The sequence below is a fragment of the Actinocrinis puniceicyclus genome (assembly GCF_018283645.1).
Lineage (GTDB): Bacteria > Actinomycetota > Actinomycetes > Streptomycetales > Catenulisporaceae > Actinocrinis > Actinocrinis puniceicyclus.
Window position 1 is genome coordinate 1 of the sequence record NZ_JAGSXH010000068.1, and the last position, 24,720, is coordinate 24,720.

At 71.5% G+C, this 24,720-nt stretch carries 23 protein-coding genes; 17 read left to right on the plus strand and 6 right to left on the minus strand.

The genetic code is table 11. The annotated features are described in order from the left end of the window. On the plus strand, positions 1-637 hold a 637-nt coding region (locus KGA66_RS18430; RefSeq protein ID WP_211469400.1), incomplete at its 5' end, for a hypothetical protein. Positions 638-715: 78 nt separating this feature from the next. On the opposite strand, the gene disA is transcribed toward KGA66_RS18430, so the two are convergent. Together disA and radA are read right to left on the minus strand one after the other, a co-directional pair. Further along, positions 716-1,807, minus strand: a complete 1,092-nt coding sequence (gene disA, locus KGA66_RS18435; RefSeq protein WP_211469401.1) for a DNA integrity scanning diadenylate cyclase DisA — start codon at positions 1,805-1,807, stop codon at positions 716-718. Between the two features lie 59 nt (positions 1,808-1,866). Then, the gene (gene radA / locus KGA66_RS18440) at positions 1,867-3,267 is read right to left on the minus strand and encodes a DNA repair protein RadA (RefSeq protein WP_211469402.1); all 1,401 of its coding nucleotides are present in this window, start codon (positions 3,265-3,267) and stop codon (positions 1,867-1,869) included. A 222-nt stretch (positions 3,268-3,489) separates the two neighbouring features. Between radA and KGA66_RS18445 the strand changes: the two genes are divergently transcribed. Continuing rightward, positions 3,490-4,746 (plus strand): RNA polymerase sigma factor, encoded by a 1,257-nt coding sequence (locus KGA66_RS18445; protein ID WP_211469403.1) that lies wholly within the window; start codon positions 3,490-3,492, stop codon positions 4,744-4,746. A 119-nt stretch (positions 4,747-4,865) separates the two neighbouring features. Beyond that, positions 4,866-7,079 (plus strand): BACON domain-containing protein, encoded by a 2,214-nt coding sequence (locus KGA66_RS31715; RefSeq protein WP_211469404.1) that lies wholly within the window; start codon positions 4,866-4,868, stop codon positions 7,077-7,079. A gap of 53 nt (positions 7,080-7,132) precedes the next feature. On the opposite strand, the gene KGA66_RS18455 is transcribed toward KGA66_RS31715, so the two are convergent. Further along, entirely contained in the window at positions 7,133-7,888 is a 756-nt protein-coding gene (locus tag KGA66_RS18455) for a DUF3109 family protein (RefSeq protein ID WP_211469405.1), read from the minus strand. A 153-nt stretch (positions 7,889-8,041) separates the two neighbouring features. Here KGA66_RS18455 and KGA66_RS18460 point away from each other — a divergent pair, with 153 nt between their 5' ends. From KGA66_RS18460 to KGA66_RS18520, 13 genes are all read left to right on the plus strand, one after another. Next, a complete protein-coding gene (locus tag KGA66_RS18460; RefSeq protein ID WP_211469406.1) occupies positions 8,042-8,584 on the plus strand; it encodes a SigE family RNA polymerase sigma factor in 543 nt (180 codons plus the stop codon). Between the two features lie 6 nt (positions 8,585-8,590). Continuing rightward, the gene (locus KGA66_RS18465) at positions 8,591-10,039 is read left to right on the plus strand and encodes a hypothetical protein (protein ID WP_211469407.1); all 1,449 of its coding nucleotides are present in this window, start codon (positions 8,591-8,593) and stop codon (positions 10,037-10,039) included. A gap of 152 nt (positions 10,040-10,191) precedes the next feature. Then, complete coding sequence (locus KGA66_RS18470) at positions 10,192-11,130, plus strand: Ppx/GppA family phosphatase (protein ID WP_211469408.1); 939 nt, start codon at positions 10,192-10,194, stop codon at positions 11,128-11,130. 39 nt (positions 11,131-11,169) lie between these two features. Next, entirely contained in the window at positions 11,170-12,084 is a 915-nt protein-coding gene (locus tag KGA66_RS18475; RefSeq protein ID WP_211469409.1) for a sugar phosphate isomerase/epimerase family protein, read from the plus strand. Positions 12,085-12,133: 49 nt separating this feature from the next. Continuing rightward, a complete protein-coding gene (gene proC, locus KGA66_RS18480) occupies positions 12,134-13,003 on the plus strand; it encodes a pyrroline-5-carboxylate reductase (RefSeq protein WP_211469410.1) in 870 nt (289 codons plus the stop codon). A gap of 139 nt (positions 13,004-13,142) precedes the next feature. Continuing rightward, the gene (locus KGA66_RS18485; protein WP_211469411.1) at positions 13,143-14,546 is read left to right on the plus strand and encodes an efflux RND transporter periplasmic adaptor subunit; all 1,404 of its coding nucleotides are present in this window, start codon (positions 13,143-13,145) and stop codon (positions 14,544-14,546) included. After that, positions 14,530-15,270, plus strand: a complete 741-nt coding sequence (locus KGA66_RS18490) for an ABC transporter ATP-binding protein (RefSeq protein WP_312886970.1) — start codon at positions 14,530-14,532, stop codon at positions 15,268-15,270. The genes KGA66_RS18485 and KGA66_RS18490 overlap by 17 nt, the downstream gene beginning before the upstream one ends. After that, a complete protein-coding gene (locus KGA66_RS18495) occupies positions 15,267-16,451 on the plus strand; it encodes an ABC transporter permease (protein WP_211469412.1) in 1,185 nt (394 codons plus the stop codon). Before KGA66_RS18490 ends, KGA66_RS18495 begins: the two co-directional genes overlap by 4 nt. A 133-nt stretch (positions 16,452-16,584) precedes the next feature. Next, positions 16,585-17,430 carry a phosphatase gene (locus tag KGA66_RS18500; protein WP_211469413.1) on the plus strand — a complete coding sequence of 282 codons (846 nt, stop codon included), beginning with the start codon at positions 16,585-16,587 and terminating at the stop codon, positions 17,428-17,430. 319 nt (positions 17,431-17,749) lie between these two features. Beyond that, on the plus strand, positions 17,750-17,953 hold the full coding sequence (locus tag KGA66_RS18505; protein WP_369015897.1) for a helix-turn-helix domain-containing protein: 204 nt from the start codon (positions 17,750-17,752) through the stop codon (positions 17,951-17,953). Between the two features lie 106 nt (positions 17,954-18,059). Further along, positions 18,060-18,158, plus strand: coding sequence for a 30S ribosomal protein bS22 (locus KGA66_RS18510; protein ID WP_018654693.1), 99 nt, complete (start codon positions 18,060-18,062; stop codon positions 18,156-18,158). Positions 18,159-18,294: 136 nt separating this feature from the next. Next, positions 18,295-19,434, plus strand: coding sequence for an NAD-dependent epimerase/dehydratase family protein (locus KGA66_RS18515; protein WP_211469415.1), 1,140 nt, complete (start codon positions 18,295-18,297; stop codon positions 19,432-19,434). Continuing rightward, positions 19,389-20,354 carry a lysophospholipid acyltransferase family protein gene (locus KGA66_RS18520; protein ID WP_438822057.1) on the plus strand — a complete coding sequence of 322 codons (966 nt, stop codon included), beginning with the start codon at positions 19,389-19,391 and terminating at the stop codon, positions 20,352-20,354. Before KGA66_RS18515 ends, KGA66_RS18520 begins: the two co-directional genes overlap by 46 nt. Positions 20,355-20,497: 143 nt before the next feature. Here the strand turns inward: KGA66_RS18520 and KGA66_RS18525 are convergent, their stop codons facing one another. The 3 genes from KGA66_RS18525 to KGA66_RS18535 all read right to left on the minus strand — a co-directional run bounded on the left by KGA66_RS18525 (position 20,498) and on the right by KGA66_RS18535 (position 24,242). Continuing rightward, positions 20,498-21,718 carry a DUF5667 domain-containing protein gene (locus KGA66_RS18525; protein ID WP_211469417.1) on the minus strand — a complete coding sequence of 407 codons (1,221 nt, stop codon included), beginning with the start codon at positions 21,716-21,718 and terminating at the stop codon, positions 20,498-20,500. Positions 21,719-22,025: 307 nt separating this feature from the next. Next, positions 22,026-22,940 carry an ECF subfamily RNA polymerase sigma factor, BldN family gene (locus KGA66_RS30260; RefSeq protein ID WP_246508065.1) on the minus strand — a complete coding sequence of 305 codons (915 nt, stop codon included), beginning with the start codon at positions 22,938-22,940 and terminating at the stop codon, positions 22,026-22,028. A gap of 414 nt (positions 22,941-23,354) precedes the next feature. Further along, on the minus strand, positions 23,355-24,242 hold the full coding sequence (locus tag KGA66_RS18535; protein ID WP_211469418.1) for an HAD family hydrolase: 888 nt from the start codon (positions 24,240-24,242) through the stop codon (positions 23,355-23,357). An 87-nt stretch (positions 24,243-24,329) separates the two neighbouring features. On the opposite strand from KGA66_RS18535, the gene KGA66_RS18540 reads away from it, so the two are divergent. Continuing rightward, on the plus strand, positions 24,330-24,593 hold the full coding sequence (locus tag KGA66_RS18540; protein WP_211469419.1) for a glutaredoxin family protein: 264 nt from the start codon (positions 24,330-24,332) through the stop codon (positions 24,591-24,593). Positions 24,594-24,720 lie beyond the last annotated feature (127 nt).

A 24,720-nucleotide genomic window follows, 5' to 3' on the forward strand; every position in this document is an offset into this window, starting at 1 on the left:
GGGTGCGGGCGCCAGTCCGAGCAGTAGTTCCACGATCATCACACCGGGAGCGGTCCCGACCGGTTCGCTGCCGCCGATAAATTCGTACCCTGTCACCGGGCCGACCGCCTCGGGCACGGCGTCCGCGCCGGCCGGCGGGAGCGGCGGCAACGGCGCGGCGGGCGGTGGCGGCGGTTCCGGAACCGGCGGCGGCAGTGGCAGCGGTTCGGGCTCGGTCGGTGGCGTGCCGGTGGGGTCGACCGGCTGCGTGCTGTCCGTCCAGGTTCAGCTGGACAAGACCTCGCCGAGCGGCCCGCCGGTGTACGCCTCGGGCCAGGACCCGGCCTTCAACGTGATCCTGCGCAACCAGGGGACGGGCAACTGCCGCTTCGACGTCTCGGGCAAGGGCGTGGTGGTGACCGTCACCTCCGTCGATTCGAATGCGCAGGTGTGGTCGAGCGCGATCTGCAACACCAGCAAGGAGGACTTGCGCGTGCTCGGGCCCGCGGACGGCTTCACCGAGCCGGTGAAGTGGACCCGCGTGCAGTCCCCGGCGGGCTGCGCCGCCACACCTCAGCCGGTCGGCGCCGGCTCGTACGCGGTGACCGCGGCGGTGAGCGGGGTGAGCGCGGCCTCGGTGCAGTTCACGCTTCAGTGACGGCGCGGGGTTCCGCGGGCGAAGCGGCCACGCGCGTCGATCGGCCGGTGCGCCGGCGGAACCGGCGCGAACGCCGCGTCAGACGTAGCGCTCCAGGATCGAGGACTCGGCGAGGCGGGAGAGGCCCTCGCGCACGGTGCGTGCACGCGTCTCGCCGACTCCCTCGACGGCCTGAAGGTCCGCGACGGAGGCCGCGAGCAGTTTCTGCAGTCCGCCGAAGTGCTCCACGAGCCGGTCGATCACCGTGCTGGGCAGCCGCGGGACCTTCGCCAGCAGCCGGTAGCCGCGCGGAGAGGCCGCCGAATCCAGCGTCTCGGCCGCGCCGCTGAATCCGAGCGCCTTGGCGACGGTGCCCAGCTCCAGCAGCTCGGGTCGGGTGAGGCGGTCGAGATCGTGCAGCGTGTCCTCGACCGTGCGGTGGCGTCGGCCGCCGCGCTCCGGAAGGTAGTCGCGCGCGACCAGCTCCCGCTCCGGTTCGACGCCGGCGACCAGCTCGTCGAGTTGCAGCTCGAGCAGCCTGCCGTCCACGCCGAGTTGCACGACATAGCCCTCGATCTCGACCGCGATCCGGCGCACCATCTCCAGCCGCTGTGCGACCTGGGCCACGTCGCGCGTGGTCACCAGGTCCTCGATCTCCAGCGCGGAGAGCGTCCCGGCGACTTCGTCCAGGCGCAGTTTGTAGCGCTCGAGCGTGGCCAGGGCCTGGTTCGCCTTGGACAGGATGACCCCGGAGTCCTCCAGCACGGTGCGCTTCTCGTCGTGGTAGAGCGCGATCAGCCGCATCGACTGGCTGACCGAGACCACGGGGAAGCCGGTCTGCCGATTCACGCGCTCCGCGGTGCGGTGCCGCGTGCCGGTCTCGACGGTCGGGATGGCCGGATCCGGCACGAACTGCACGCCGGCGCGCACGATCCGGGTGCAGTCGCGGTCCAGCACCACTCCGCCGTCCATCTTGCACAGCTCGCGCAGCCGGGTCGCGGAGAACTCCACGTCGAGCACGAAGCCGCCGGTACAGATGCTCTCGACGGTCCTGTCGAAGCCCAGCACGATCAGGGCGCCGGTGTTGCCGCGCAGGATGCGCTCGAGGCCGTCGCGCAGCGGCGTGCCGGGGGCGAGCGCCGCCAAGGTGGCGCGCTGCGTGTGATCCGCGGCGCGTTCGTGGGCAGCCATGGCGCTCCTGGTCGCAGGGACGGTGTTCGTCGGGGGCTTCGTCGATACTGTTCCCAAGTTTACCGGTTGATCATCTGATGAAGTGTGGCCAGGGCGTCCGCGATGTCTGCGAACTCGACTATCCGCATCCCGTCCGGAACCTTGGGCGCTTCCTGCCCCTCTGCGACCCGCGGGACCAGCGCGGTGCGGAACCCGAGCCTGGCCGCTTCGGACAGTCTCCGGTTCAGGCCGGTGACCGGCCGCACCTCCCCGGCGAGCCCGACCTCGCCGAAGGCGACGACGGCTGCGGGCAGCGGCCGGTCCATCGTGCCGGTGGCCATCGCGAGCGCGACCGCGAGATCCGCGGCCGGGTCCACCAGGCGCACGCCGCCGACGGTGGCCGCGAACACGTCGTGCTTGCCGAGCGGGACGCGCCCGCGCCGTTCGAGCACCGCCATGACCATGGAGACCCGCGAGGAGTCCAGGCCCGAGGTGGCGCGCCGCGGCTGCGGCAGGTTCGACTGCGCGACGAGCGCCTGCACCTCGCACACGAGCGGGCGGCGGCCTTCCAGGGTGACCGTGACGCAGGTCCCGGACACCGGTTCGGTCCGCCGGGTCAGGAAGAGACCGGACGGGTCGGGCAGGCCCCTGATACCGGAGTCGTGCATCTCGAAGCAGCCGATCTCGTCGGTCGGCCCGTAACGGTTCTTGATCGCGCGCACCAGCCGCAACGGGGAGTGCCGGTCGCCCTCGAACTGGAGGACCACGTCCACGAGGTGCTCCAGCACCCGCGGCCCGGCGATCGAACCGTCCTTGGTGACGTGCCCGACCAGGATCACGGCCAGGTCCCGCTCCTTGGCGACCCGGATGAGCGCGGCGCTGACCTCGCGGACCTGGGTGACGCCGCCGGGTACGCCGTCGACCTGCGCCGAGGCGACGGTCTGCACCGAGTCGAGGACCAGGAGGCTCGGCCGCACCTGTTCGATGTGGCCGAGCACGGCGGCCAGGTCCGTCTCGGCGGCGAGGTACAGGTCGGGGGCCACGGCGCCGATCCGGTCGGCGCGGAGCCGCACCTGCGCCGTGGACTCCTCGCCGGTGACCACCAGGACCGGCCGGTCCGGCGAGGCGCCGGCCGCGGCGACCTCAAGCAGCAGCGTGGACTTGCCCACCCCGGGCTCGCCGGCCAGCAGGATCACGGCGCCGGGCACGATACCGCCGCCGAGGACGCGGTCGAGTTCGGGTACACCGGTCGGCCGGGCCTTCGCGGTGGCCGCATCCACCTGGCCGATCGGGCGGGCCGGCGTGGTGACCGGCCCGGCCTTGACGGTGTGGGGCTTGGGCGCGCCGATCTCCTCGACGGTGCCCCATGCCTGGCATTCGGGGCAGCGACCGACCCACTTGACCGTGGTCATACCGCACTCGCCGCAGCGGAACCCGTCGCGTGGTGCGGTGGAGCGGGCAGATCGTGTCGTCGACGCCATGGTCCCTGACGGTAGCGGGTCGTGGGGACACCGCGTCCGCCGATACCTCGTGGCTGTGGATAAACCCGTCGTGCCGCGAGCGGCCCGAATCTGATGCGCGATCAGGTGGTGCTCGGCCGGTGACCGGCATTGCGGTGCAATTGTCTGTTTCAGGACGTTTTGCGGCCCCGAGTTTGGCTGTGTAGTGGAAGTCAAATCACCCTATGGCTTACCTTGCCTTCCGTGACTGACCGCGAATTGGTTACCGCACTGAGGGCTGGCGACCGGCTCGCGGCCGGCCAAATCTATGACATATACGGAACGCGACTGTACGCGTACTGTCACGAACTGCTCGGGGACCACAAGGTTGCCGGCGACGCGTTGCGGGACGCCTTCATCGTGGCGGTCAATCGCATTCGCGAGCTGCGTCAGCCCGATGAGCTCGGGGCGTGGCTCTACGCGCTGACGCGCGCCGAGTGTCATCGCGTCGGAGTCAGCGAGGAGGTCCCGGCGGACGCGGGCGACGCGGCGCGCGGAGACCGGCTCGCCCGGCTTACGCTCGACTGTTACGCGATGCTGCCGCCGGAGACCCGCGAGGTCCTGGACCTGGCTTTCCGGCACCGCCTCGTGGACACCGACCTGGCGCGGGTGCTCGGGATCTCCGAGCAGGAGGCGACGGATCAGGTCGGGGTGGCGCAGGCGGACCTTGAGCATGCGCTGCTCGTCGTGCTGGCCGCGCGCACAGGTGACCCGAAGTGCCAGGAGGCGGCGGAGCTGGGGCGCAGGTTCGACCAGCTCGATGGCCGCGGCGTGGCTGCCTGGGTGCAGTCGGCGATACGGCATGTCGAGAAGTGCACCGTCTGCAGCGCGACCGTGAAGAACCGCCGGCCGCTGCGCTTGTTCGAGGAGTTGCCGCATTCGTTCATGCCGCCGGGCGTGCGTTCCCGGGTGCTGGAGAGCCTGCGTGATCCGGCCGGCGCGGCGTTCGCGGCGCGGATCGCGGAGCGGGCCGGCCGGTTCGACGAGAACGGTTTTCCGCTGGCCGGCGCGCGTGGCGGCGCGAGAGGGGGGCGCAAGTGGCTGGTGCCGGCCGGTTTCGCGGCGGCGGTTGCGGCTCTCGGCGTGCTGCTGTACGTGATGGTGGGCCAGCATTCGCCCCCGACCAGCCCGGCCGCGAACGCGACCGGCGGTGCCAGCGCGTCGGCGAGTATGACGAACAGCGCGACTCCCACGGATCTACTGCTGCCCTTGACGCCCTCCGCATCCGCTTCCACGTCGGCATCGGTATCGGCTTCGCCCTCTGCTCAAACGTCGGTTCCGGCGGCCCAGATGACGACGCCGCGGTCGGTCACCACGACCACGCCGCCGTCCAAGCCGACCACGAAGCCGCCGTCGAACCCGCCGACGACCACGTCGAGCACACCGCCGACGACACCGTCCTCATCGCCGACTACACCATCTGCGCCCGCGTCTCCGTCGGCTAGCAGCACTACTCCCTGACCCGAGTTCGGCAAAGCTCACCCGCGTGAGTGGTTCTACGGTCATGCGTTGTCACTCACTCGGGCGATAGACCAGCGAGTACGGCATGTCGGCATGCGGTACCGCATACCGTCACCCTCGTGAAGGCTGACGATTCCCGCGACAGGTGGCACGCCGAAGATCCCGGCGCGCTCGACGTGCTCGGCAAGCCGCTGCGGACCGAGCCGTTCCGTCCGACCGGCGACGCGGCAGACGGCTGGGGTCGAGCTGCGGCCTACGACGCATACGGGGACGGCCTGCACACGTACGCGATCTGGTCACTCGGCGACCACGATGCCGCGGTCGACGCGCTCTACTGCGCGTTCGTCATCGCGGACCGGAATGTCACGCAACTGCGGCAGCCAGACCACATCCAACCCTGGCTCTACGCGATCCTCCGGCACGAGTGCCACCTGCGCAGCGCCGCACCCCGTGATTCCGCCGCCGATCCGGCACCGGTCTCCTGGAGGCTGCACCCTCCGGCCGGCGCCGCGGATCCGACCGGGTCGCTGGCGGCGCTGGAGCGCAACCTGCGTCGCGCCGAGTTCCACTCGCTGGAGTGGCCCGAATCCGAGGGACTGGACCCGGCGCACCGCGAAATCCTGGAACTGACCATCCGGCACGGCCTCGACAGCAACGGCCTCGGGCTGGTGCTCGGGCTGGGACAGGGCGCGGCCCGCGGCCGAGAGACCGAGGCGGCGGGCGATGGCGATGGCGACGGCGCCGACGCCCCCGGCTTCGGCGTGCTCGCGGACGCGTGGCGCGAACTGGAACGCTCACTAGCCGCCGCGGCCGTCGCGAAAGCGTCGCGAGAACACTGCGCGCGACTCGCCGAACTGACCCGCGATTGGCCCGGTCGCCTCACGGCGCGGTTGCGGACGCCGCTTACCGATCACGTCGACGCGTGCACACGTTGCCAGCATTACCTGCACACAGTCATCGGCACTCCATCCGCGCCGACGATCCTGCCTTTCATCGCCGCGCCGCGCTCGCTGCGCAAGCTCGTCCTGGCCGAGTTGCGCGACCCGGACCTGGCCTCACGCGCCGGCGTCGACCACGACCTGATCGCCGCCCGGATCCGGCGCTTCACGCCGGACGGCTTCCCCAAGACCCCGCCGTCACCGCCCGGACGCGGCCGCGCCGGCCGCCGAGCCGCAGCACCTCGGTCCGGCGCGGCGCGCCCCGGGCGGACCGAGCCGCCGCCGGACGTCACCGCACCGGTGATCGTCCCCGACGTGAAGACGGGACGCGTCGTCGAACACCGCGCGGACACCGCCGCACCGCGCGTCTGGCCGCAGGCTGAAAAGAGCTTTGACGCGGAGTCAGCGGACTTCTACTGCGCGCCGGGCAGTTGGGCTGCCCGCGTGCTGCCCCCGGACGTGAATGCGCACACCCCGTCGGTGCAACTCGCGGACGTGCGCGTCGTGAATGCGTATCCTGCCGTCCCCGGCAACCAGCCCCGTCCGGCGCGGCGCAGACCGCGACCCCTGCGGCAGGCGGTGCTCTCCGCCGTGGCGCTCACCGCGGTCGGTGCCGCCGCGGCGACCGCGAGCGCGCTGCTCGGGACCGACTCGGACGGTCACACGACGCGGCTCTCGGAATCCACCCCGTCGCAGGGCTCTGTGAGCGTTCCCGGGGGTGGCGGCCGGCTGACCGCTTCCGTGAGCTCGGCGCCGCTGCCGGCCGCCTCATCGTCAGCCGGCGTGTTGAAGGTGCGTCGTACCGGCGTCCGCGCACCCGGGGCCGCCGCCGGAGACCCGAGCGATCCGGCGGGCGGCGCACCGGATCCCGGTTCCGGCCCGGCCTCCGGCCCGAGCGCGGCAGCCGCCGACTTCCACGTCAGCGTCAACCAGCGTGCCGCGGACCCGAACAGCGTGACCATCCTGCTGCGCAACACCGGCAGCGCGCCGGTGTCCTGGCAGGCGACGCCGCAGGACTCCTGGATCGTGCTCAGCCGCGGTTCCGGCACGCTCGACGGCGGGCAGTCCCTGACGATCACCGCGACGGCCACAGCCGCGGCCCCGACCGGGCCGTGGACCAGCAAGGTCGCGTTCGCACCGGGCGGCTCGGTGGTGGTGTTTCAGGGCGGGAGCAGCGACGCATCCAGCGCGCCGGCGAGCCCGTCGGCCTCCGGCGGCGCGACAGGTTCGACGCCGCCCGGCAGCCCGTCCGGCGGATCGACCGCGCCCGCGCCCCCGACCGCCGACGCCTCGGCGCACAGCGCGCACCCGGCGGCGGCGCGACTCACGCACACCGTCGCCTTGAGAAGAGGCGGCAGCCGGGGATCGGCCCCGTCGTCGCCGGCCGCCGCATAGCCGCGCCGAACCCGTGCCGGTTCACACCCGGCGCCCGCGCGCGGCTCCCGGCTTCAGCGAACCGAGGCCGGGTGCGGCGCGAGCGGTTCCTTCGACGCCAGATGCGAGGCGCACAGTGCGGCGAGCGTTTCGTAAGCGGCCCGTCCCATCAGCTCGATGAGCTCCGCCTCGTACGACACGTACACTGGATCGGAGGCCGTGTGCGCCTCCGTGTTCCCGGTGCACCACCAGTTCAGGTCGTGGCCGCCGGGACCCCAGCCGCGCCGGTCGTACTCGCCGATCGTGATCAGCAGCACCTTGCTGTCGTCCGGGCGCTGGATCCAGTCGTAGGTGCGCCGGATCGGCAGCTGCCAGCACACATCCGGCTTGGTCTCCAGCGGATGGCGACCCTCGCGCAGCGCCAGGGCGTGCAGCGCGCAACCCGCGCCGCCGGGGAACCCGGGCCGGTTGAGGAAGATGCAGGCACCCTCCTGTACACGAGTCTGCCGGTCGCCGTCCGGGTCGATCTCGGTGATCGCCAGCCGGCCGCCGCGCCGGGCCGCCTCGCGGTGGAACTGCCAGGTGTCCGCGGTCAGCCGGCGCGCGGCCTCGCGCACCCGCTTCTCGTCGGCGGCGTCCGAGTAATGCGCGCCGAGCGTGCAGCAGCCGTCGGCGGGCCGGTCCGCGTGAATGCCCTGACAGCCAGAGCCCCAGATGCACCGCCAGCGCGAGCAGAGCCAGGTCAAGTCCGCGCGGAAAACCTGCTCGGGGTTGTCCGGATCGGGGAACTCGACCCAGGCTCTGGGGAAGTCGAGGTTTACTTCGGGCACAGGTCAAGCCTAAGAGCGCCCCGGCGGTCCGACCATATGCCGCGCCGGAAAAAACGCCGCACCGAGTGCAACCGGACCTCGCCTTCAGGCGTGAGTTCACGACGGCGTCGTGGACGTCGCAGGGCGGCGAGGGGATCGAGGAGGGGGGAGGCGATGGGTGATGAGCTCGGATTCGACGAGTTCTACGCCGCATCGTTCCGGAGACTGGTAGGCCAGCTCTACGCGATGACGGGGAGCTTGGCCGACTCGGAGGATGCGGTTCAAGAGGCATATGCACGTGCCTGGCAACGATGGGACAAGGTACGCGAGTACGGCGCTCCCGAGGCTTGGATCAGGACAGTCGCCTACCGGATAGCGGTTTCCGCGGGGCGCAAGGCGAAGAACCGACTGCTGGCGCACGGCAGACACGGCGAGGGCCGGGGGTTCTCGCCCGGCCTGAGCCCCGACCATCTCGCGCTGATGTCCGCGCTGCGCAGGATCTCCGCCGACCAGCGGCGTGTGATCGTGTTGCACTACCTCGTCGGCCTTTCGGTCGACGAGATCGCGGACGAGACCGCGTCGCCCGCCGGAACGGTCAAAGCATGGCTGTCCAGGGGGCGCAAAGCCATGGCGCCGTACGTATCCGAGTTCGCCGACACTGCGCCCGGAACCCTTCAGACGAAGACGATCCTGCGCACCGAAGCCGGAGAGGAGTAGAGACCGATGCCTGAAAGCTTCCAGAATCTGTTGTCCGCCATCGCGCAGAGCGCATCCGCGTCTGCCACGCCGGTAGGCGCCGACGCCGCGCGACGGCGGGGGCGGCAGCGCTCTGTTCGCCAGCGCGCCGTGGCTTGCGTGGCGGCGACCGTGCTGGTCGGCGGGTCGGCCACAGTGGCCCTGGCCGTTGCCGCCGGACACGGAGGCACGCCGAAGCCCATCACGAACTCGGGAACCGCGACGCCGGACGCTGGCAGTGCGCCGCCGTCACCCAGCGCCGGCCCGAGCACGCCCGGCTCGCCGAGCGCCGGCGCCAGCCCCGGCGCCGGTGCCACCGGGTCCGGCATGATCGGCGACCTGAACACCATCGTGCCCGGCGCATGGACCTCTGCCGGCGCGTTCGCGCTCACCCCCGGCAGTTGGACGGCGAACATGGCCCGGCCCGCGATCCACACGGCCGACCGGCAGTGGTTCTACTCTTGCCACTCCGCCGACACCCTCACGCATCTCGGCGCGCTGGGATATCAGGAGCTGACGTACGGCGCGACCATGGGCGGCTCTCCGGTCGGGGCGGACCAGGTCCTGTTCTTCTTCCGCTCGAACGGCGCGGCTGAGCAGGCGCTGGGTACGGTCCAGAACGACTACGCGCACTGCCCCGAACCGGCGACGGGCGTCAACGGTGTACCGATGACCGGAACCGTCCAGCAGACCGAGACACTCGACGGCGGTTACGCCTGGGTACACACCTTCCGCACTGCCCAGGGCAGCCCCGCGCAGCCGGCGGACATCCCCGCCGACAACCACGAGTTCTTCGTCCAGCGCGGCGACGCCCTCGAAATGGTCTGGTTCGGCGGAAACCCGACGGTGGACGATTCGCGCAATGACCTGACGTTCCTCGCGGATCTCGAAAGCAACCTGTGCGTGTACGGCGGCCACTGCCCGGCGACCACGCATCCGCTCGCCGCCTCCATCAACGCCACAGGCTCGACGACGCTGCGCCTCGGCGGCAGCGCGATCGAGTTCACCGTCGGCGTCACCAACGAGAGCAACGACACGATCCGGAACATCACGCCGGTCGTCTCGCTCGGAAGGTGCACCTGCGTCAACACGCCGCTACCGATCATGCCCCCGGGCGTGCTCCAGCGCTGGGACTCGGCAGGCGGCACCTGGAAGACACAGTTCTACGACACCGAGGGCAGCGGTATGGACTTCGTGCTGAGCCCCGGGGTCGTGCAGGTGCCCCCGTTCGATCTCGGGCCCGGACAGAGCGTGACGTTCCGATACCGGCTCCAGCTCGACCCCGCTTCGTCGGACAAGCTGCCCGCGCAGTACCACGTGTCGAACGGGACGGCGTCCGTCGGAGTCTCGCTCGTGCATCCGATCGCCAACTCGGCCAATGCCCAGATCGGGAACGCCTCGGCCGCGAGGCTACCGGTCACGGTCGTCCTGAACTGAGCGGTGAGCGTTGATCACCGCTTGACCGCGTCCGCGGCAGGGATCGGGATCGCGGGCCGTGTGCGTGTCCACAAGCTGTGGACACGCACACGGCTTCGCCTTTTCCCCGGACCTTGCAGCGGGTGAGGCCGCCGTCCACTAGCTTCTTGGGTATGCGGCTTGGAGTTCTGGACGTCGGATCGAACACCGTGCACCTGCTCGTGGTGGACGCACATCAGGGTGCGCGTCCGCTGCCGGCCTTCTCGCACAAGGTCGAGCTGCAGCTCGTTGAGCTCATCGGCGAGGACGGCGCGATCACGGATCAGGGCGCCGAGCGGCTGGAGTCCTTCGTCGCGGACTGCGTGGTCATCGCCGAGGACAAGGGCGTCGAGGAGTTCATCGGCTTCGCCACCTCCGCCATCCGGGAAGCGACCAACGGTGAGCGGATACTGCGCGGGATCAGAGAGCGCACCGGGGTCGAACTCAGCGTCCTGGACGGCGAAGCGGAGGCGCGCCTGACGTTCCTCGCGGTACGCCGGTGGTTCGGCTGGTCAGCCGGCCGGCTGCTGGTGCTCGACATCGGCGGCGGCTCGCTGGAGCTGGCGTCGGGTTTCGACGAGATGCCCGAGGTGTCCCACTCCGGGCCGTTCGGTGCCGCCCGGCTCACCAAGGACTGGCTGCCGGGCGACCCGCCCGACGAGGACGCGGTGCGCGCGCTGCGCAAGCACGTCCGCGGCGGGATCGCGAAGGTCGTCGGGGACCTGGTGCGATACGGCCGGCCCGACCGGGTGGTGGCGACCTCGAAGACCTTCCGGCAACTGGCGCGCGTCGCCGGGGCCGCGCCGAGCACCGAGGGCTTCTACGTGCCGCGCCGGCTCGCCCGCGCGGATCTGCGGGAGTGGCTGCCGAAGCTCGCCCGCATGACCACGGCCGAACGTGCCGCGTTGCCCGGCGTTTCCTCGGGACGCGCCCGCCAGTTGCTCGCCGGGGCGATCGTCGCCGACGCGGCGATGGACCTGTTCGAGACAGACCAGGTGGACATATGTCCGTGGGCGCTGCGCGAGGGTGTCATCCTGCGGCGTCTCGACGGTCTGCCGGACGAATGGCTGTGAGCGGCGGTGTGCCCCGGCCGTGCGGGTAATCTCGGTGTCGTGACTTGGGCGGTCGGCAGCAGCGGCGAAGTGGCGAGGGTCAACGTGCCCAAAGTCGCACTCTCGACGATCTCGGTCTACCCGGAGAACACGGCCACCGGCTTCGCCACGGCCGCGCGGCTGGGCTACGACGGCGTCGAGGTGATGGTCACCAACGATCCCGTCAGCCAGTCGATCGACGCGTTGCGGCGGCTCAGCGACGGGCTCGGCCTGCCGATCCTGGCGGTGCACGCGCCCTGCCTGTTCTGGCTGAACCTGCAGCGCGTGTGGGGCGCCGACCCTTGGCTCAAACTGGTCAAGGCCAGGCAGGCCGCGGACGAGCTCGGCGCGAAGGTCGTGGTCGTGCACCCGCCGTTCGTGTGGCAGACCAAGTACGCCGCTGAGTTCGTGGCCGGGCTCAAACGGATGCAGGACGAGACCGACGTGCGGTTCGCCGTGGAGAACATGTATCCGTGGCGTACCCCGCGCAACCGGATCGTGCGTGAACGCGGCGTCGAGGCGTACGCCCCCGGCTGGGATCCGACTGAGCAGGAATACCCGCACTTCACCCTGGACCTCTCGCACACGGCCACCTCGCGCACCGACACGCTCGCGATGCTGGAGCGGATGGGAACGCGGCTCGCGCACCTGCACCTGGCCGACGGAAGCGGATCCAACGCCGACGAGCATCTGGTGCCCGGCCGTGGAAACCAGCCCTGCGCCCAGATCCTCGGGCTGCTGGGCCGCAACAACTTCGACGGGAACGTCGTGCTGGAGGTCAACACCCGCCGCGCGGTCGACCAGGAGGGCCGGGACGCCGACCTGCACGAGGCGCTCCTGTACGCGCGACGGCACCTGGCGGGCGCGGCCGAACCGCCGGCCGGGGACGCGGCGCTCACGAGCAGCAACGACGAGGTCGATCAGGCAGTCGGATGACGGCACCTGCCGCGCGGCGACGAACCGGACCGGAAACGAGGAAGGGCGCATGACGAGTCAGAGCACGGGCATCGCACCCGCGCACGACGGCACCGCCGAGCCCGGCGGCGTTCAGCACCAGCGGGTCGCCGTGCTCGGCGCGGGCAAGATGGGCGAGGCGCTGGTCTCCGGCATGCTGCGCGCTGGAAAGCCGGCCGCGGACGTGCTGATCACCGCGCGGCGGGCCGAGCGGGCGCGCGAGCTGACCGAGCGCTACGGCGTCGCCGCGGCGTCGAACGCGCAGGCGGCGAAAGAAGCCGACACGCTTATCCTGACCGTCAAACCGCAGGACATGGCCGCGCTGCTGGAGGAACTCGCCCCGCACGTGCCGTCCGACCGGCTGGTGATCTCCGGCGCGGCGGGCATCACCACCGCCTTCGTCGCGCAGCGCCTCGGCGTGCCCGGGTTGCCGGTCGTGCGCGTCATGACGAACACGCCGGTGCTGGTGGACGAGGCCATGTCCGCGATCTCGGCCGGCGCGCACGCCACCGACGAGCACCTGCGCCGCGCCGAGGAGATCTTCCGGCCCGTCGGCAAGACCGTGCGCGTGCCCGAGTCACAACAGGACGCGGTCACCGCGCTGTCCGGGTCGGGCCCCGCGTACTTCTATTTCCTGGTCGAGGCGATGATCGACGCCGGGATCCTGCTCGGTCTGCCGCGCGCCACCGCGCACGAGCTGATCGTGCAGTCCGCGATCGGCGCCGCGGTGATGCTGCGTGACTCGGGCGAGCACCCGGTCAAGCTGCGCGAGGCGGTGACCTCCCCGGCCGGCACCACGATCTCGGCGATCCGCGAACTGGAGCGGCACGGCGTGCGCGCCGCGCTGCTCGCGGCGCTGGAGGCCGCGCGGGACCGGTCGCGGGAGCTGGCCTCGGGCTGAGCTGATCAGGCCCCTCATACGTGGTGGACGGGTGGCGGCGCGCGGCAGCGCCCGTCGGCACGCACGCACGTCTTCGAACCCGATGTCCGCCCACCCCCGGCTGCGACCCGGCAGGCACACACTGCTTACGATGTATCGCGTGAGCAGACTTCGGGTCGGCGCGGGGTTCCTCCTGACACTGACGACGGCCGCCGCGGCGCTGGCCGGTTGCACTTCGAACTCTGACGCGCAGGTGAAAGTGGCCGCGATCGGGTACGGCACGGTCGCCCAAGTCGTCCAGGCACCCGCGAACATCGTGCCGAAGGCGCAGGTCGTCCTGTCCGCGGCGGCCGACGGAACCGTGGCGCGGCTCGCCGTGCAGGACGGCCAGCACGTCGCCGCCGGCCAGGTGCTCGCCGTGCTCTCCTCGCCCGCCGCGCGGCAGCAACTGGCCGAGGCGAAGAAGGCCGCGGACCAGGCCGCCGCCGCGGGCGGCTCCGCCGGTCCGGGCAACACGGTGCAGACCACCGGCGCCGGGTTCACCCGGGCCGAGTCGGCGGCGCGCGACCGCGCCGACCGGGCCTTCGGCCAGGCGAGGCAGGCGGCGCGTAAGATCACCGATCCCGCGCTGCGCAAGGCGCTGCTCGACCAGATCGCCGCGACGCAGAGCTCGTACGACGCCGCCATCAGCGCGGTGGACCAGAGCGTCACCGAGTTCCAGCAGGGTCTGGCGTCGGCCTCGCAGGTCCTGGCCGCCCTCGGCCAGGCGCAGCAGACCCAGGCACAGGCCGCCGTGGATGTGGCGCAGCGCACCGTGGACGCGCTCACCGTGACCGCGCCGATCTCCGGGATCGTCACGCTCGGCACCGGGCAGGCCGGCGCGGGCGCGGCCGGTCTCGGCTCGCTCAGCCAACTGCTCTCCGGCGCCGGCGCCGGGTCGGCGGCCTCCGCCCTCGGCGCGGCCGCGGGCGGCGGCTCCGGCGGCGCGGGTCCAGCCGGCTCCGGCTCCGGCGCTTCGGTGATCAGCGTCGGCGGCCCGGTCTCCGGCGGCGGCTCGCTGTTCACGATCACCGACGCCTCCAGCCTGTCGGTGACCGCGCAGGTCGACGAGACCGACGTGCTGGCGGTCAAACCCGGGGTGAGCGCGCACGTCCAGCTCAACGCGGTGCCCGGCGCGGACTACCAGGGCACTGTCACGGCGGTGGACCCGAACTCCACCACCTCGACGCAGGGCGGCGTCACCTACACGGTGCGGATCAGCCTCGCCCGCGGCACCCTCGCCGACGGTTCGACCGCCCCCGCTCCGCTCCCGGGTATGAGCGCCATCGCAGACCTCGATGTGCTGACGGTCCAACACGCCCTGTCGGTGCCTTCGGCCGCGCTGGTCACGGACGGCAGCGTGACCAGCGTGTGGCTGGTCAGCGGCGGCGTGGTGCACAAACAGCCGATTCAGCTCGGCGCGCAGGGCGACAAGACGGTGCAGGTGCTCGGCGGCCTGAACGCGGGCGACCGGATCGTGGTCGCCGGCGCGGACAAGGTCGCCGACGGTGACCACGTTGGCTGACGTCGCGCCCGGCGTCGCGGCCGCGATCGAGGCCCGCGACGTGCGCCGGGTCTACCGGCTCGACGGAGTCGACGTCGACGCGCTGCGCGGCGTCTCACTACGTATCGAAGAGGGCGAATACGTCGCGATCACCGGGCCGTCCGGCTCCGGCAAGTCCACGCTGATGCACCTGCTCGGCTGCCTGGACCGGCCCACCTCCGGCAGCCTGCTGGTCGGTGGCCGCGACATCGCGCGGCTCGGCGACGCGGACCTCGCGCAGGTGCGCAACGAGGAGATCGGCTTCGTCTTCCAGTCCTTCCAACTGCTCGCGCGCACCTCTGCGCTCGACAACGTGGCGCTGCCGCTGGTGTACCGCGGCATCGGGCGCGGTGAACGCAGGCGGCGCGCGAAGGAGGCGCTTGAGGCGGTACGCCTCGGCCATCGGCTGGGGCACCGGCCCACCCAGCTGTCCGGGGGCGAGCAGCAGCGGGTCGCGATCGCGCGGGCGCTCGTCGGCGAGCCGCGAGTGCTGCTGGCGGATGAGCCGACCGGGAACCTGGACACCGTGAACGGCGACGAGGTGATGACGATCCTGGAGAGGCTGAACGGTGAACGCGGGGTCGCGGTGGTGCTCGTGACGCACGAGGCCGAGGTCGCGGCGCGGGCGCGCAGGCTGATCCGCATCCGGGACGGCCTCGTGGTCGAGGACACGATCGTGGCGCACGGCGCGGCGGTCCGGTCGTGAACCCGCTGGAGTCCCTGCGGGTGGCCGGCGAGTCGCTGGCCGCCAACCGGCTGCGCTCGCTGCTGACCATGATCGGCGTCATCATCGGCGTCGCGGCGGTGGTCGTGCTGGTGGCGATCGGCGGCGGCGCCAAGAGCATGGTGGAGAACGAGGTCGAGGGCCTGGGCTCCAACATCATCCTGATCGTGCCGGGCAAGTTCGCGTTCGGCACCGCGCCCTCGCTCTCCCGGCTGCAGTACTCGGACATCGACCTGGCCGCGCGCGTCGTCGGCTCGCCCGACGACGTGACCGCGAGCATCACCTCCGGGGAGGAGGTGCGCTCCGGCCCGCTCGACTTCTTCGCCACCGTGCAGGGCCTCACCCAGACCGTGCCGCAGATCTTCAACCGGCCCATCGCGCAGGGCGCATACCTGACCAAGGCCGACGTGGACACCGGGGCGCGTGTCGTGGTCCTCGGCGCGGACGTGGCCTCCGCGCTCTTCCCCGGCGAGGACCCGGTCGGCCGGCCGGTCACGATCGCCGGGGTGAGGTTCCGCGTCGTCGGCGTCGCCGTGCGCCGCGGCTCCGCGTTCGGGGTGAGTCAGGACTCGCAGGTGGACATCCCGATCACCGCGGCGCAGCGGCTGTTCGGCGTCTCCGCGGTCCAGGACCTCGCGGTCAAGGCGCCGACCCCGGACCGGATCAAGCCGCTGTCGGACCAGTTGGTCGCCGCGCTGAGCGCCAAGTATCCCGGCGAGCGGTTCTCCGCGGTCACCCAGGACCAGATCCTCGGCACCATCGGCAGGATCCTCTCCCTGCTGACCCTGGTGCTCGCCGCCATCGCCGGGATCTCGCTGCTGGTCGGCGGCGTCGGGGTGTCGAACATCATGCTGGTCGGGGTCAGGGAGCGCACCCGCGAGATCGGGCTGCGCAAGGCCCTGGGCGCGCGGCAGCGCGACGTGACGCTCCAGTTCCTGATCGAGGCGGTGCTGTTGACCGCGGTCGGCGGCGCGATCGGCATCCTGCTCGGCGTCGCGATCTCGGCCGCGGTCGGCGCGCTCAGCCCGCTGCCGACGCAGATCGCCTGGTGGTCGCCCGCCGTGGCCTTCGCGGTGTCCGTCGCGGTCGGCGTCTTCTTCGGCGTGGTGCCGGCTCGGCGCGCCGGGCGCCTCGACCCGGTGGTGGCGCTGCGCACGGACTGACCGGTCCGGTCCGGTCCGTGCGGACGGTCCGCGGGCCTGACTGCGGGTCCGGACCCGGCCGGCCGGGTGGGGTAAACGATCAAATCGATCCCATTGCGCTGCCTACCGGACGGCCGCCCGCTACCCTCGACGTATGAGCGCCCTGGTTCCGGTCGTCACAGCACGACTCGACCCGACCCGCGAGGCACTGGTCGGGCACCTGACGGCGACCGGGATGGCGGGCCCGGTGGCCACCCCGCGCGAGAACAACCTGCTGCACTACCGCCTGCTCGCCGACCGCGACCCGTACTACCTGCTCGGCCTGGACCCCGCCCGGCACTGGACCCGGGACTCGGTGCTCGAGCTCATGGCGCGCAAGGTCGGTGTCAGCCCTCTGCTTAACCACCGCTCCGGCCAGGACACCATCGACCCGGAGCGCACCGCCGACGCCCTGGATCGCTACGCCGCGCGCTTCGGCGTGGCGCTGAGGGAACGTCAGCGGGTGCTGTTCGCCACGGGGCATCCGGGCAACCTCGGGCCGCTCTACCGGCGTTTCGCCGCGGTGCTGCGGGCCGCCGGCGGGATCGTGGTCGAGGCGGCGCGGGGATGGTCCTATGACGCCTCCTCACCGCGCGGGCGGCGCCGCTTCGAGATCGGCTACACGGACGGCGTCGCAGTGGTCGAAGAAGACCCGAGGGGCCCGGTGCACAGCCACGCGGCCCGGCCGATCCGGGCGGTGCTGACGGAACTGGCCGCGCGCCGCGAGCCGCTGCCGGACCTCGTGGTGGCCGACCACGGCTGGTGCGGGGGCGCCGCGCAGGCCGGCGTGGACGCGATCGGCTTCGCGGACTGCAACGATCCGGCGTTGTTCGTCGGCGAAGACGAGGGCACGGTGCAGGTCGCGGTGCCGCTGGACGACGGTCTTGAGCCGGAGCGGTACACGCTGCTGGGCGATTACGTCCTGGCGCGCGCCCAGTACGTCGCCGCAGGGCGCCGTTAGGGCGTCGATCAGCACTCTCACGTACCGACCCGCAAGGCGAACGCGATCAGCGTTGCCTATCAACGCCACCTGGAACGCAAACCGGCGCAAGTTTCACTTTGACAGCGTAATGGCGAGGTAGGGATATCCCCATAATTCGGAATCGGTCTCCCCATTCGCACCAGGGGCAACTACTGTGGGAGACGACACGCACACGCGTATGGACCATCGGACGGAGGGGATGCCGATGGCAACGCGCCTGCGCGAAAGGTGGATGACCCAGATGCCTAATGCCCAGTCCTCCGAGCCGGAGTCGGACGACGCCTCGAAGGCGCCGCGGTTGTTCGGCGACGGGACGGCGTTGGAGGACGTGAGCTTTCTCACGGTGGCGGAGGTCGCCGGGGTGATGCGGGTCTCCAAGATGACCGTCTACCGGATGGTGCACTCGGGAGAGATCAGCGCGGTGCGCGTCGGCCGCTCGTTCCGGGTCCCGGCAAAGGCGGTCCGCGAGTACCTCTCCGGCGCCTACGTCGGCACCGACTGAGCCGGCCGCTCGGGCCGACACCCGCACCGCGTTATCGGGCGGTGCCGCGGACGGGTACCCTGGATCCCTATCATCACCATCGTGACGAAGTGAGCGAGGGTTCCAAGTGGGCTCGGTCATCAAGAAGCGCCGCAAGCGCATGGCCAAGAAGAAGCACCGCAAGCTGCTGAAGAAGACGCGCATCCAGCGTCGCAACAAGAAGTAAGCCGCGGCGGCACGACGGTCATGAGGCGAGCGGCCGCGGTCTTGACGTCCGGCGGCGCTCGGGCTCTCGCGGGCCCGGGCGCGCTGCGGCCCGGTCCGCCCCGGTCTCGTGCCGGTGCGAGGAGGCGGGAGCGCGGTTGAACGGATCCGGGACGATCCTGGTGACGGGCGCCGCCCGGCGCCTCGGCGCGGCCGTGCTGCGGGACCTGCTGCGTCACGGCGTGGCCGGGGATCCGCCCGCGGACCGGATCGTCGCGGTGGACCTGCGCGAGCCGTCACCCGAGGACCGGGTCGAGGGCGTCGAGACGCTCTCGGCGGACCTGCGCACCCCTGAAGTCGCCGCCGTGATCGCCCGGGTGCGCCCGCACACCGTGCTGCATTTGGACGTGCTCGCCGCGCCCTCGCAGGCCGGTAGCCGTACCGCGATGAAGGAACGCAACGTCATCGGCACGATGCAGCTGCTGGCGGCCTGCCAGAAGGCGCCGAGCGTGCGTCGCCTGGTGGTCAAGTCCTCCGCCGCCGTCTACGGCTGCGCGGCGCGCGACCCGGCGCTGTTCACCGAGGACACCCAGCCGCACCGGCCGCCGCGATCGGGGTACGGCAAGGACGTCACCGAGGTCGAGGGTTACGTGCGGGGGTTTACCCGGCGCCGTCCCGACGTCGCGGTGACCGTGTTGCGTTTCGCCAGTTTCCTCGGCCCGAACGTGCAGACCGCCTTCGTGGACTACCTCTCGCTGCCGGCGCTGCCGACCGTGCTGGGCTTCGATCCGCGGCTTCAGTTCGTGCACATCGACGACGTCGTGCGGGCGGTGCGTTACGCCGCCGGGGATACACATCCGGGCACGTACAACATCGCCGGCTCCGGTGTTCTCACGCTCTCCCAGATCGCGCGCCGTCTCGGCAAACCGACCGCGCCGATCCCCGCGTTCGCCACCTCGGCCTTCGGCGCGCTGCTCAAGCGGATCGGCGCGGCCGACTTCACCGGGGATCAGCTCAATCTTCTGACGTACGGCCGGGTGCTGGACACCGAGCGGATGGTCTCCCGGCTCGGTCTCAAGCCGCATTACAGCACGGCCCAGGCGGTCGCCGCGCACGCTGAGACCGTCGCGTCCCGCCCGCTGATCGGCCCGGACGCGGTCGCCGCCGCGGAACGGCGACTCACCTCGCTGCTGGCCGGGCGCGCCGTGCGCCGGGAGAGCCGCACGTTGCGCGACGATGAAGCGCAGCGCGAATCCGACGCGGCGGTGGACGAGGCCGACTGGAAGGAGGACGGGTGAGCGAGCAGCACACGCCGCCGCACGCGGCCGGCCGACCGCCGACCGATGTGATCGACTCCGTCGGCCGACTGCTGGGCGGCCCGGACTGGGAGCGGCGCGCCGCGCGCGGCCTGGCCTTTCTGCGCCGGCGCATCACCGGGGACTACGAGGTCGACGAGTTCGGCTACGACCAGGAGTTGACCGACAACGTCCTGCTCGGGGCCTGCCGGCCGTTGTACGAACGCTATTTCCGGGTGGAGACCCGCGGCATCGAGAAGGTGCCCGCGCAGGGTGGGGCGCTGATCGTGGCCAATCACTCCGGCACCCTGCCACTGGACGCGATCATGACGCAGGTTGCCCTCGCCGACCACCATCCGGCGCAGCGGCGGTTGCGCATGCTGGCCGCGGACGTGGTTTTCACCATGCCGTTCGTCGGTGAACTGGCCCGCAAGGCCGGCCACACCCTGGCCTGCAATCCCGACGCCGAGCGGCTGCTGTTCGGCGGCGAGGTGGTGGGCGTGTGGCCGGAGGGCTTCAAGGGCATCGGCAAGCCCTTCGCGGATCGCTATCGGCTCCAGCGCTTCGGCCGCGGCGGTTTCGTCTCCGCGGCACTGCGCACCGGCACCCCGATCATCCCCACCGCGATCGTCGGCGCGGAGGAGATCTATCCGAAGATCGGCGACATCAAGCCCCTGGCGCGGCTGCTCAACCTGCCGTACATCCCGGTCACCCCGACCTTCCCGTGGCTCGGCCCGCTCGGGCTGATCCCGTTGCCGTCGAAGTGGTACATCGCCTTCGGCGATCCGATCGAGACCTCCGGTTACGACCCGGGTGCGGCCGAGGACCCGATGCTGGTGTTCAACCTGACCGACCAGGTGCGTGAGACCATCCAGGACACGCTCTACCGGCTGCTGCTCCAGCGCCGCTCGGTGTTCTTCTAGGCCTCTTCTAGGCGGTGTTGGGGAATGTATCAAGGCAACGATTCGACCGCCGCTTTGTCGGATTCGCCCCTTGAGGCATTCCCCAACACCGCCTAGGCCGCGTCCGAGAAGCCGCCGCATCCCTGACACGGCCTGACCGTGTGTCAGCCGCTCGGCGAGGGGCTCGATCCCGCACCGCCGAGGCCGAGGTCGATCCCGGGCAGGCCGGGCAGCAGCGGCGGCAGGTTGACGCCGGTGGACGGCAGTATCGGCAACGGCAGCTGCACTCCTATCGTCGTCGAGGCCGAGGCCGAGGGCCGTGTGCTGGAGCCGGCCGACGGTGAATTCGCCGCCTCGCCGCTGGGTGGGGCAGGGGATTCCCCGGCGCCGCTCGCGGGCGCGGACGGGTGCGCGGACGGCGACGCGGCTCCCCGCGCAGAGGCTCCCGGACCGGTCGTGGTGCTCGATCCCGGCGGTGCGCCCGTCGCCGGCGCGGAACCGGTGTGCTGCGGTACCGCGGCGGCCGCTGCCTGGAGCCTGCGGTACAGATCGTCCATCAGGGCGACGATCTGCGGCGGGCGCTGCTGGAGCGTCAGCGGCAACTGCCAGGTCAGGTCCGCCACCCGCTGCCGCTCGGTGAGCAGGAAGTCCGACAGCAGGTGCAGTGCCTGCTCGTCGCCGTGCTCGCGCACCTGGTCGAGCAGCAGTGCGCCGCCGTCCGAGATCATCGAACGAAGTTCGGTGAGCGCCGGATCCAGGTAGGCCGCGGTCGGCGAACCTGGCAGCTCGGCGTCGCGCCGCGCCAGCAACGCGTCGATCTCGGACAGCCGGATGTCGGCGAGGTGCAGGTATTGGCCGCCGCGCGCGGTAGGCGAACCGGGCAGCGACAGCTGGATGTTCTCGAACATCTTCTTCGCGCTGTAGAGCGGATCGCCGGGCACCGCCCCGGCGGACGCGATGGCGATGCCGCCGACCGAACCGGTCGCCACCGCGACGCCGACGCCCGCGGCCAGCAGCCGGCGCCGCCATGCAGGGGAGACGCCGGCCGGTGAGCGCCGGGTCGCGACCGGGCGGCGCAGTCCGGCGTGCCGCCCGCCGCGTTGGGCCGGAAGCCGCGACTGGCCCGCCTGTCCGGCCTGCCCGGACGCGGCGGTCAGTTCCGGGGTGAGCCGCACCAGTCGCTCGCGCAGCCGCGCCCGGAACGCCTCGTCCATTTCGGGCAGCGGAGAGGCGGCGCCCTCGACCCGGTGCGCGATCGCGACCAGAGTCGTCATCCGGGCGGCCGGCGGGGCCGTCGAACCGTGCGCCGCGCCCGCCTGGTCACTCGCGTGCGCGCCGCTCAGCGCGAGGTCGAACTCCTGGGCTCCGCCCCGGTGCCGTGCCATTCGCCTGCCACCTCCTGTCCCCTCCAGGACGGCCTGGCCGCCCGCCTAAGCCGGCCGCCCGCGGCCGCCGACGCAAGTTTGACTCGGCTCGACTGGGCAAGGTTGTGCCCTGATCGGCAACCCGGACGCGATTGGAAAGCTTTTTCACCCGGACGAGTGGATCGTGCAATTGCTCCTGCACATTCGATCTTTCCGCGTGTCCGCGTGGTTACCCCGCGCAACGACGGCGGCACCGGTCGAGTTACGCGGTTCAACCCCTGCAGGGGGCGCCGGGCGGCGCGCGCCACCCCGCGGCCGGCGTACGGGATCACCGCAGCGTTTCCGCCGGAAGCAGGCGCGCGAGCGTCCGGATCGCCCGATATTGCAGGGTTTTGATGGCTCCGTCGTTCTTGCCCATGATCTTCGCCGTTTCGGAGACCGACAGGCCGTGCAGGAAGCGCAGCGTCACACACTCCTGCTGCTGCGAGTTGAGCTGGCAGACCGCGTCGAGCAGAGCCTTGTTCGACAGGTAGGCCAGCACGCTGTCCTCGGGGGAGGAGACCGTGTCGTCCGAGTCGAGCATCTCGCCGGTCGGCACTTCGAGCCGGTACCGGCTGGACTTGTAGTGGTCGGCCACCAGGTTGCGGGCGATGGTGACCAGCCAGGCCCCGAAGTCGCGCCCCTGCCAGGTGAAAGTATTGATACGGCGAAGTGCGCGAAGGAAGGTCTCGCTGGTCAGATCCTCGGCCAGGGACCGATTGGAGACCCGGTAGTAGATGTAGCGGTAGACAGTGTCCGAATACGCGTCGTAGAGCCGGCCGAAAGCCTCGCCGTCGCCCTCCTGCGCGGACTCCACCAGGGCGAGCATCCGGCGCGACTCCGCGTCCTGAGCGCGCTCGTCGTGGCGGTCCGGACCGGCGTGCCGCGGGCGCGGCGCACGCGAACGAGGGCGGCTGTGCGAGTGCCGGGGCTCGGGTCCGGGGTCTGCGTCCGAATCCGCGCCCGCGGCCGGCTGTTCCCCCGGTTCGGGCGGCGCCGGGGGCGGCACTGTGGGCGCCGGGGGCGGCGCGCCCGGCGCACCAGGCGGGGCGGCCGGCGGTTCGAGCGAGCGCGGCGCGGATCCCGGCCGGTACGGGACCGCCGAGGTCGCCATCGCGGCCACGGCCAGTCGCAGACCGGACAAGCCGACGGCGTCGGCTCTGACGTCTCGAAGCACGGGACTCCAGCTGCTCGGGGGCTGCATCAGTTCGCCTGGCGGGGCGTCGGAACGGCGCTCCACCGGCGTTACTGCTTTAACCGACGGCCTCCGCGCCGCGCATGGCGACATATGCGGAGCGCCGCCGGGGCGCCGGTCCGCGTGGGCTGCGGACCATCGGTCGCGGTCGGTGACGCCGACCGTGACCGAGCGTGTGAAGGCGGTCACCTTTTGTAGGCCGTTCCCACATCGTAGGGAAAACCGCTCCCTCGCGGGCGGGTTTGGCACGACCGGCCCGGTTGGCCGGACGCCACACGAGAATACCGCTTAGTGTCCGCGAAGTTACTCCATGTGTCCGCAGTGGGCTAAGACGCATGTCTCAAGCATGGATGACAGCCTGATGGCGTGTCACTGCCCAGCGGACGATATGTCAGTTGCCGGGCCGGCTGGGGCCAAGCCCGTTCAGCCGGCGACCGAGTCCGTGGCCTCGCGGCGGCGTCCGGCGCGGCGCAGCGCGGCGCCTGCCGCGACGGCGCTGGCCGTAGCGCCGACGGCGGCTGAGCTAGGCAGACCTATCCGCATCAGGCGCACTCCGGTGCGGTACTCGATGACCGGCCAGCCCTGTCGCTGTGCGTGGTGGCGCAGCTTGTGGTCCGGATTGACCGCGTGCGGGTGACCGACAGCGGTGAGCATCGGCAGGTCGTTCGCCGAGTCCGAATACGCGTGGCAGGAGGTGAGGGTGTATCCCTCGCGCTCGGCCAGCGCGCGCATCGCCACGCCCTTGGCGGGCCCGTGCAATATGTCGCCGCAGACGCGCCCGGAGTAGACGCCGTCGACCGCCTCGGCGACGGTGCCCAGCGCCCCGGTGAGGCCGAGCCGCTGCGCGACGATGTCCGCCAGTTCGTTGGGCGCCGCGGTCAGCAGCCATACCGGTTCGCCGCGGTTCAGGTGCGCCTGGGCCAGCGCCCGGGTCCCCGGCCAGATCTTGCGCTCCAGGTAGTCCTCGAACACGCTGCGGCAGATTTCCGTCATCTCGGTGACGGCGTGCCCCGCGGCGAAGGACAACGCCCGCCGGCGCGTGGACTCGACCTGCCCGGCGCGCTCGCCGCGGATGCGGAAGGTCAGCTGGCTCAGGCCGAACCGGGCGATGTCGCGGCCGGTCAGCATCCGGTGCGCGGCCAGGCCGCGGGCCAGGTGGAACAGCGAGGCGCCCTGGACCAGGGTGTTGTCCAGGTCGAAGAAGGCCGCGGTCCGGGGGCCGTGGCGGCGCGGGTCGGATGCGCGCGGCCGAGCCGCGGAACGCAGCAGTTCCAGATCGACGAGCGATGGTGCGTCGAGGCCGGGTGCCATGCTTCCAGACCCTACCCGCAACACGGTAACTCCACGTTCGGCTTTGATGCCTGCTTGGTTACGGCCTTGCGACTAGTGTGCGTGGGTATGGAGTCCCAGCCCGAGATCCAGACCGGGAAACCCAGGATCACGCTCATCGGCAAGCCCGGTTGCCATCTGTGCGACGACGCCCGCGTCGTGGTCGCCCGGGTGGCCGAGGAGTTGGGCGTCGGCTGGACCGAACTGGACATCACCCGTGACGGCGCGTTGGCTGAGCGGTACTGGGAGCAGATCCCGGTGACGCTGGTGGACGGTCGCAGACACGACTACTGGCGGGTGGACGAGGCCCGGCTGCGCGCGGCGCTGCAATGATGCGTGCTGCAATGGACGCGGTGCCCCAATGAGAGCGTCTGTGGGCCGGCGCGCCGGGGACGTCCTGCGGTGCGGCCGCTGTGCGGCTTCCGGCAATGAGCTGGAATTTTCCGCGCAGCAGCGCCGA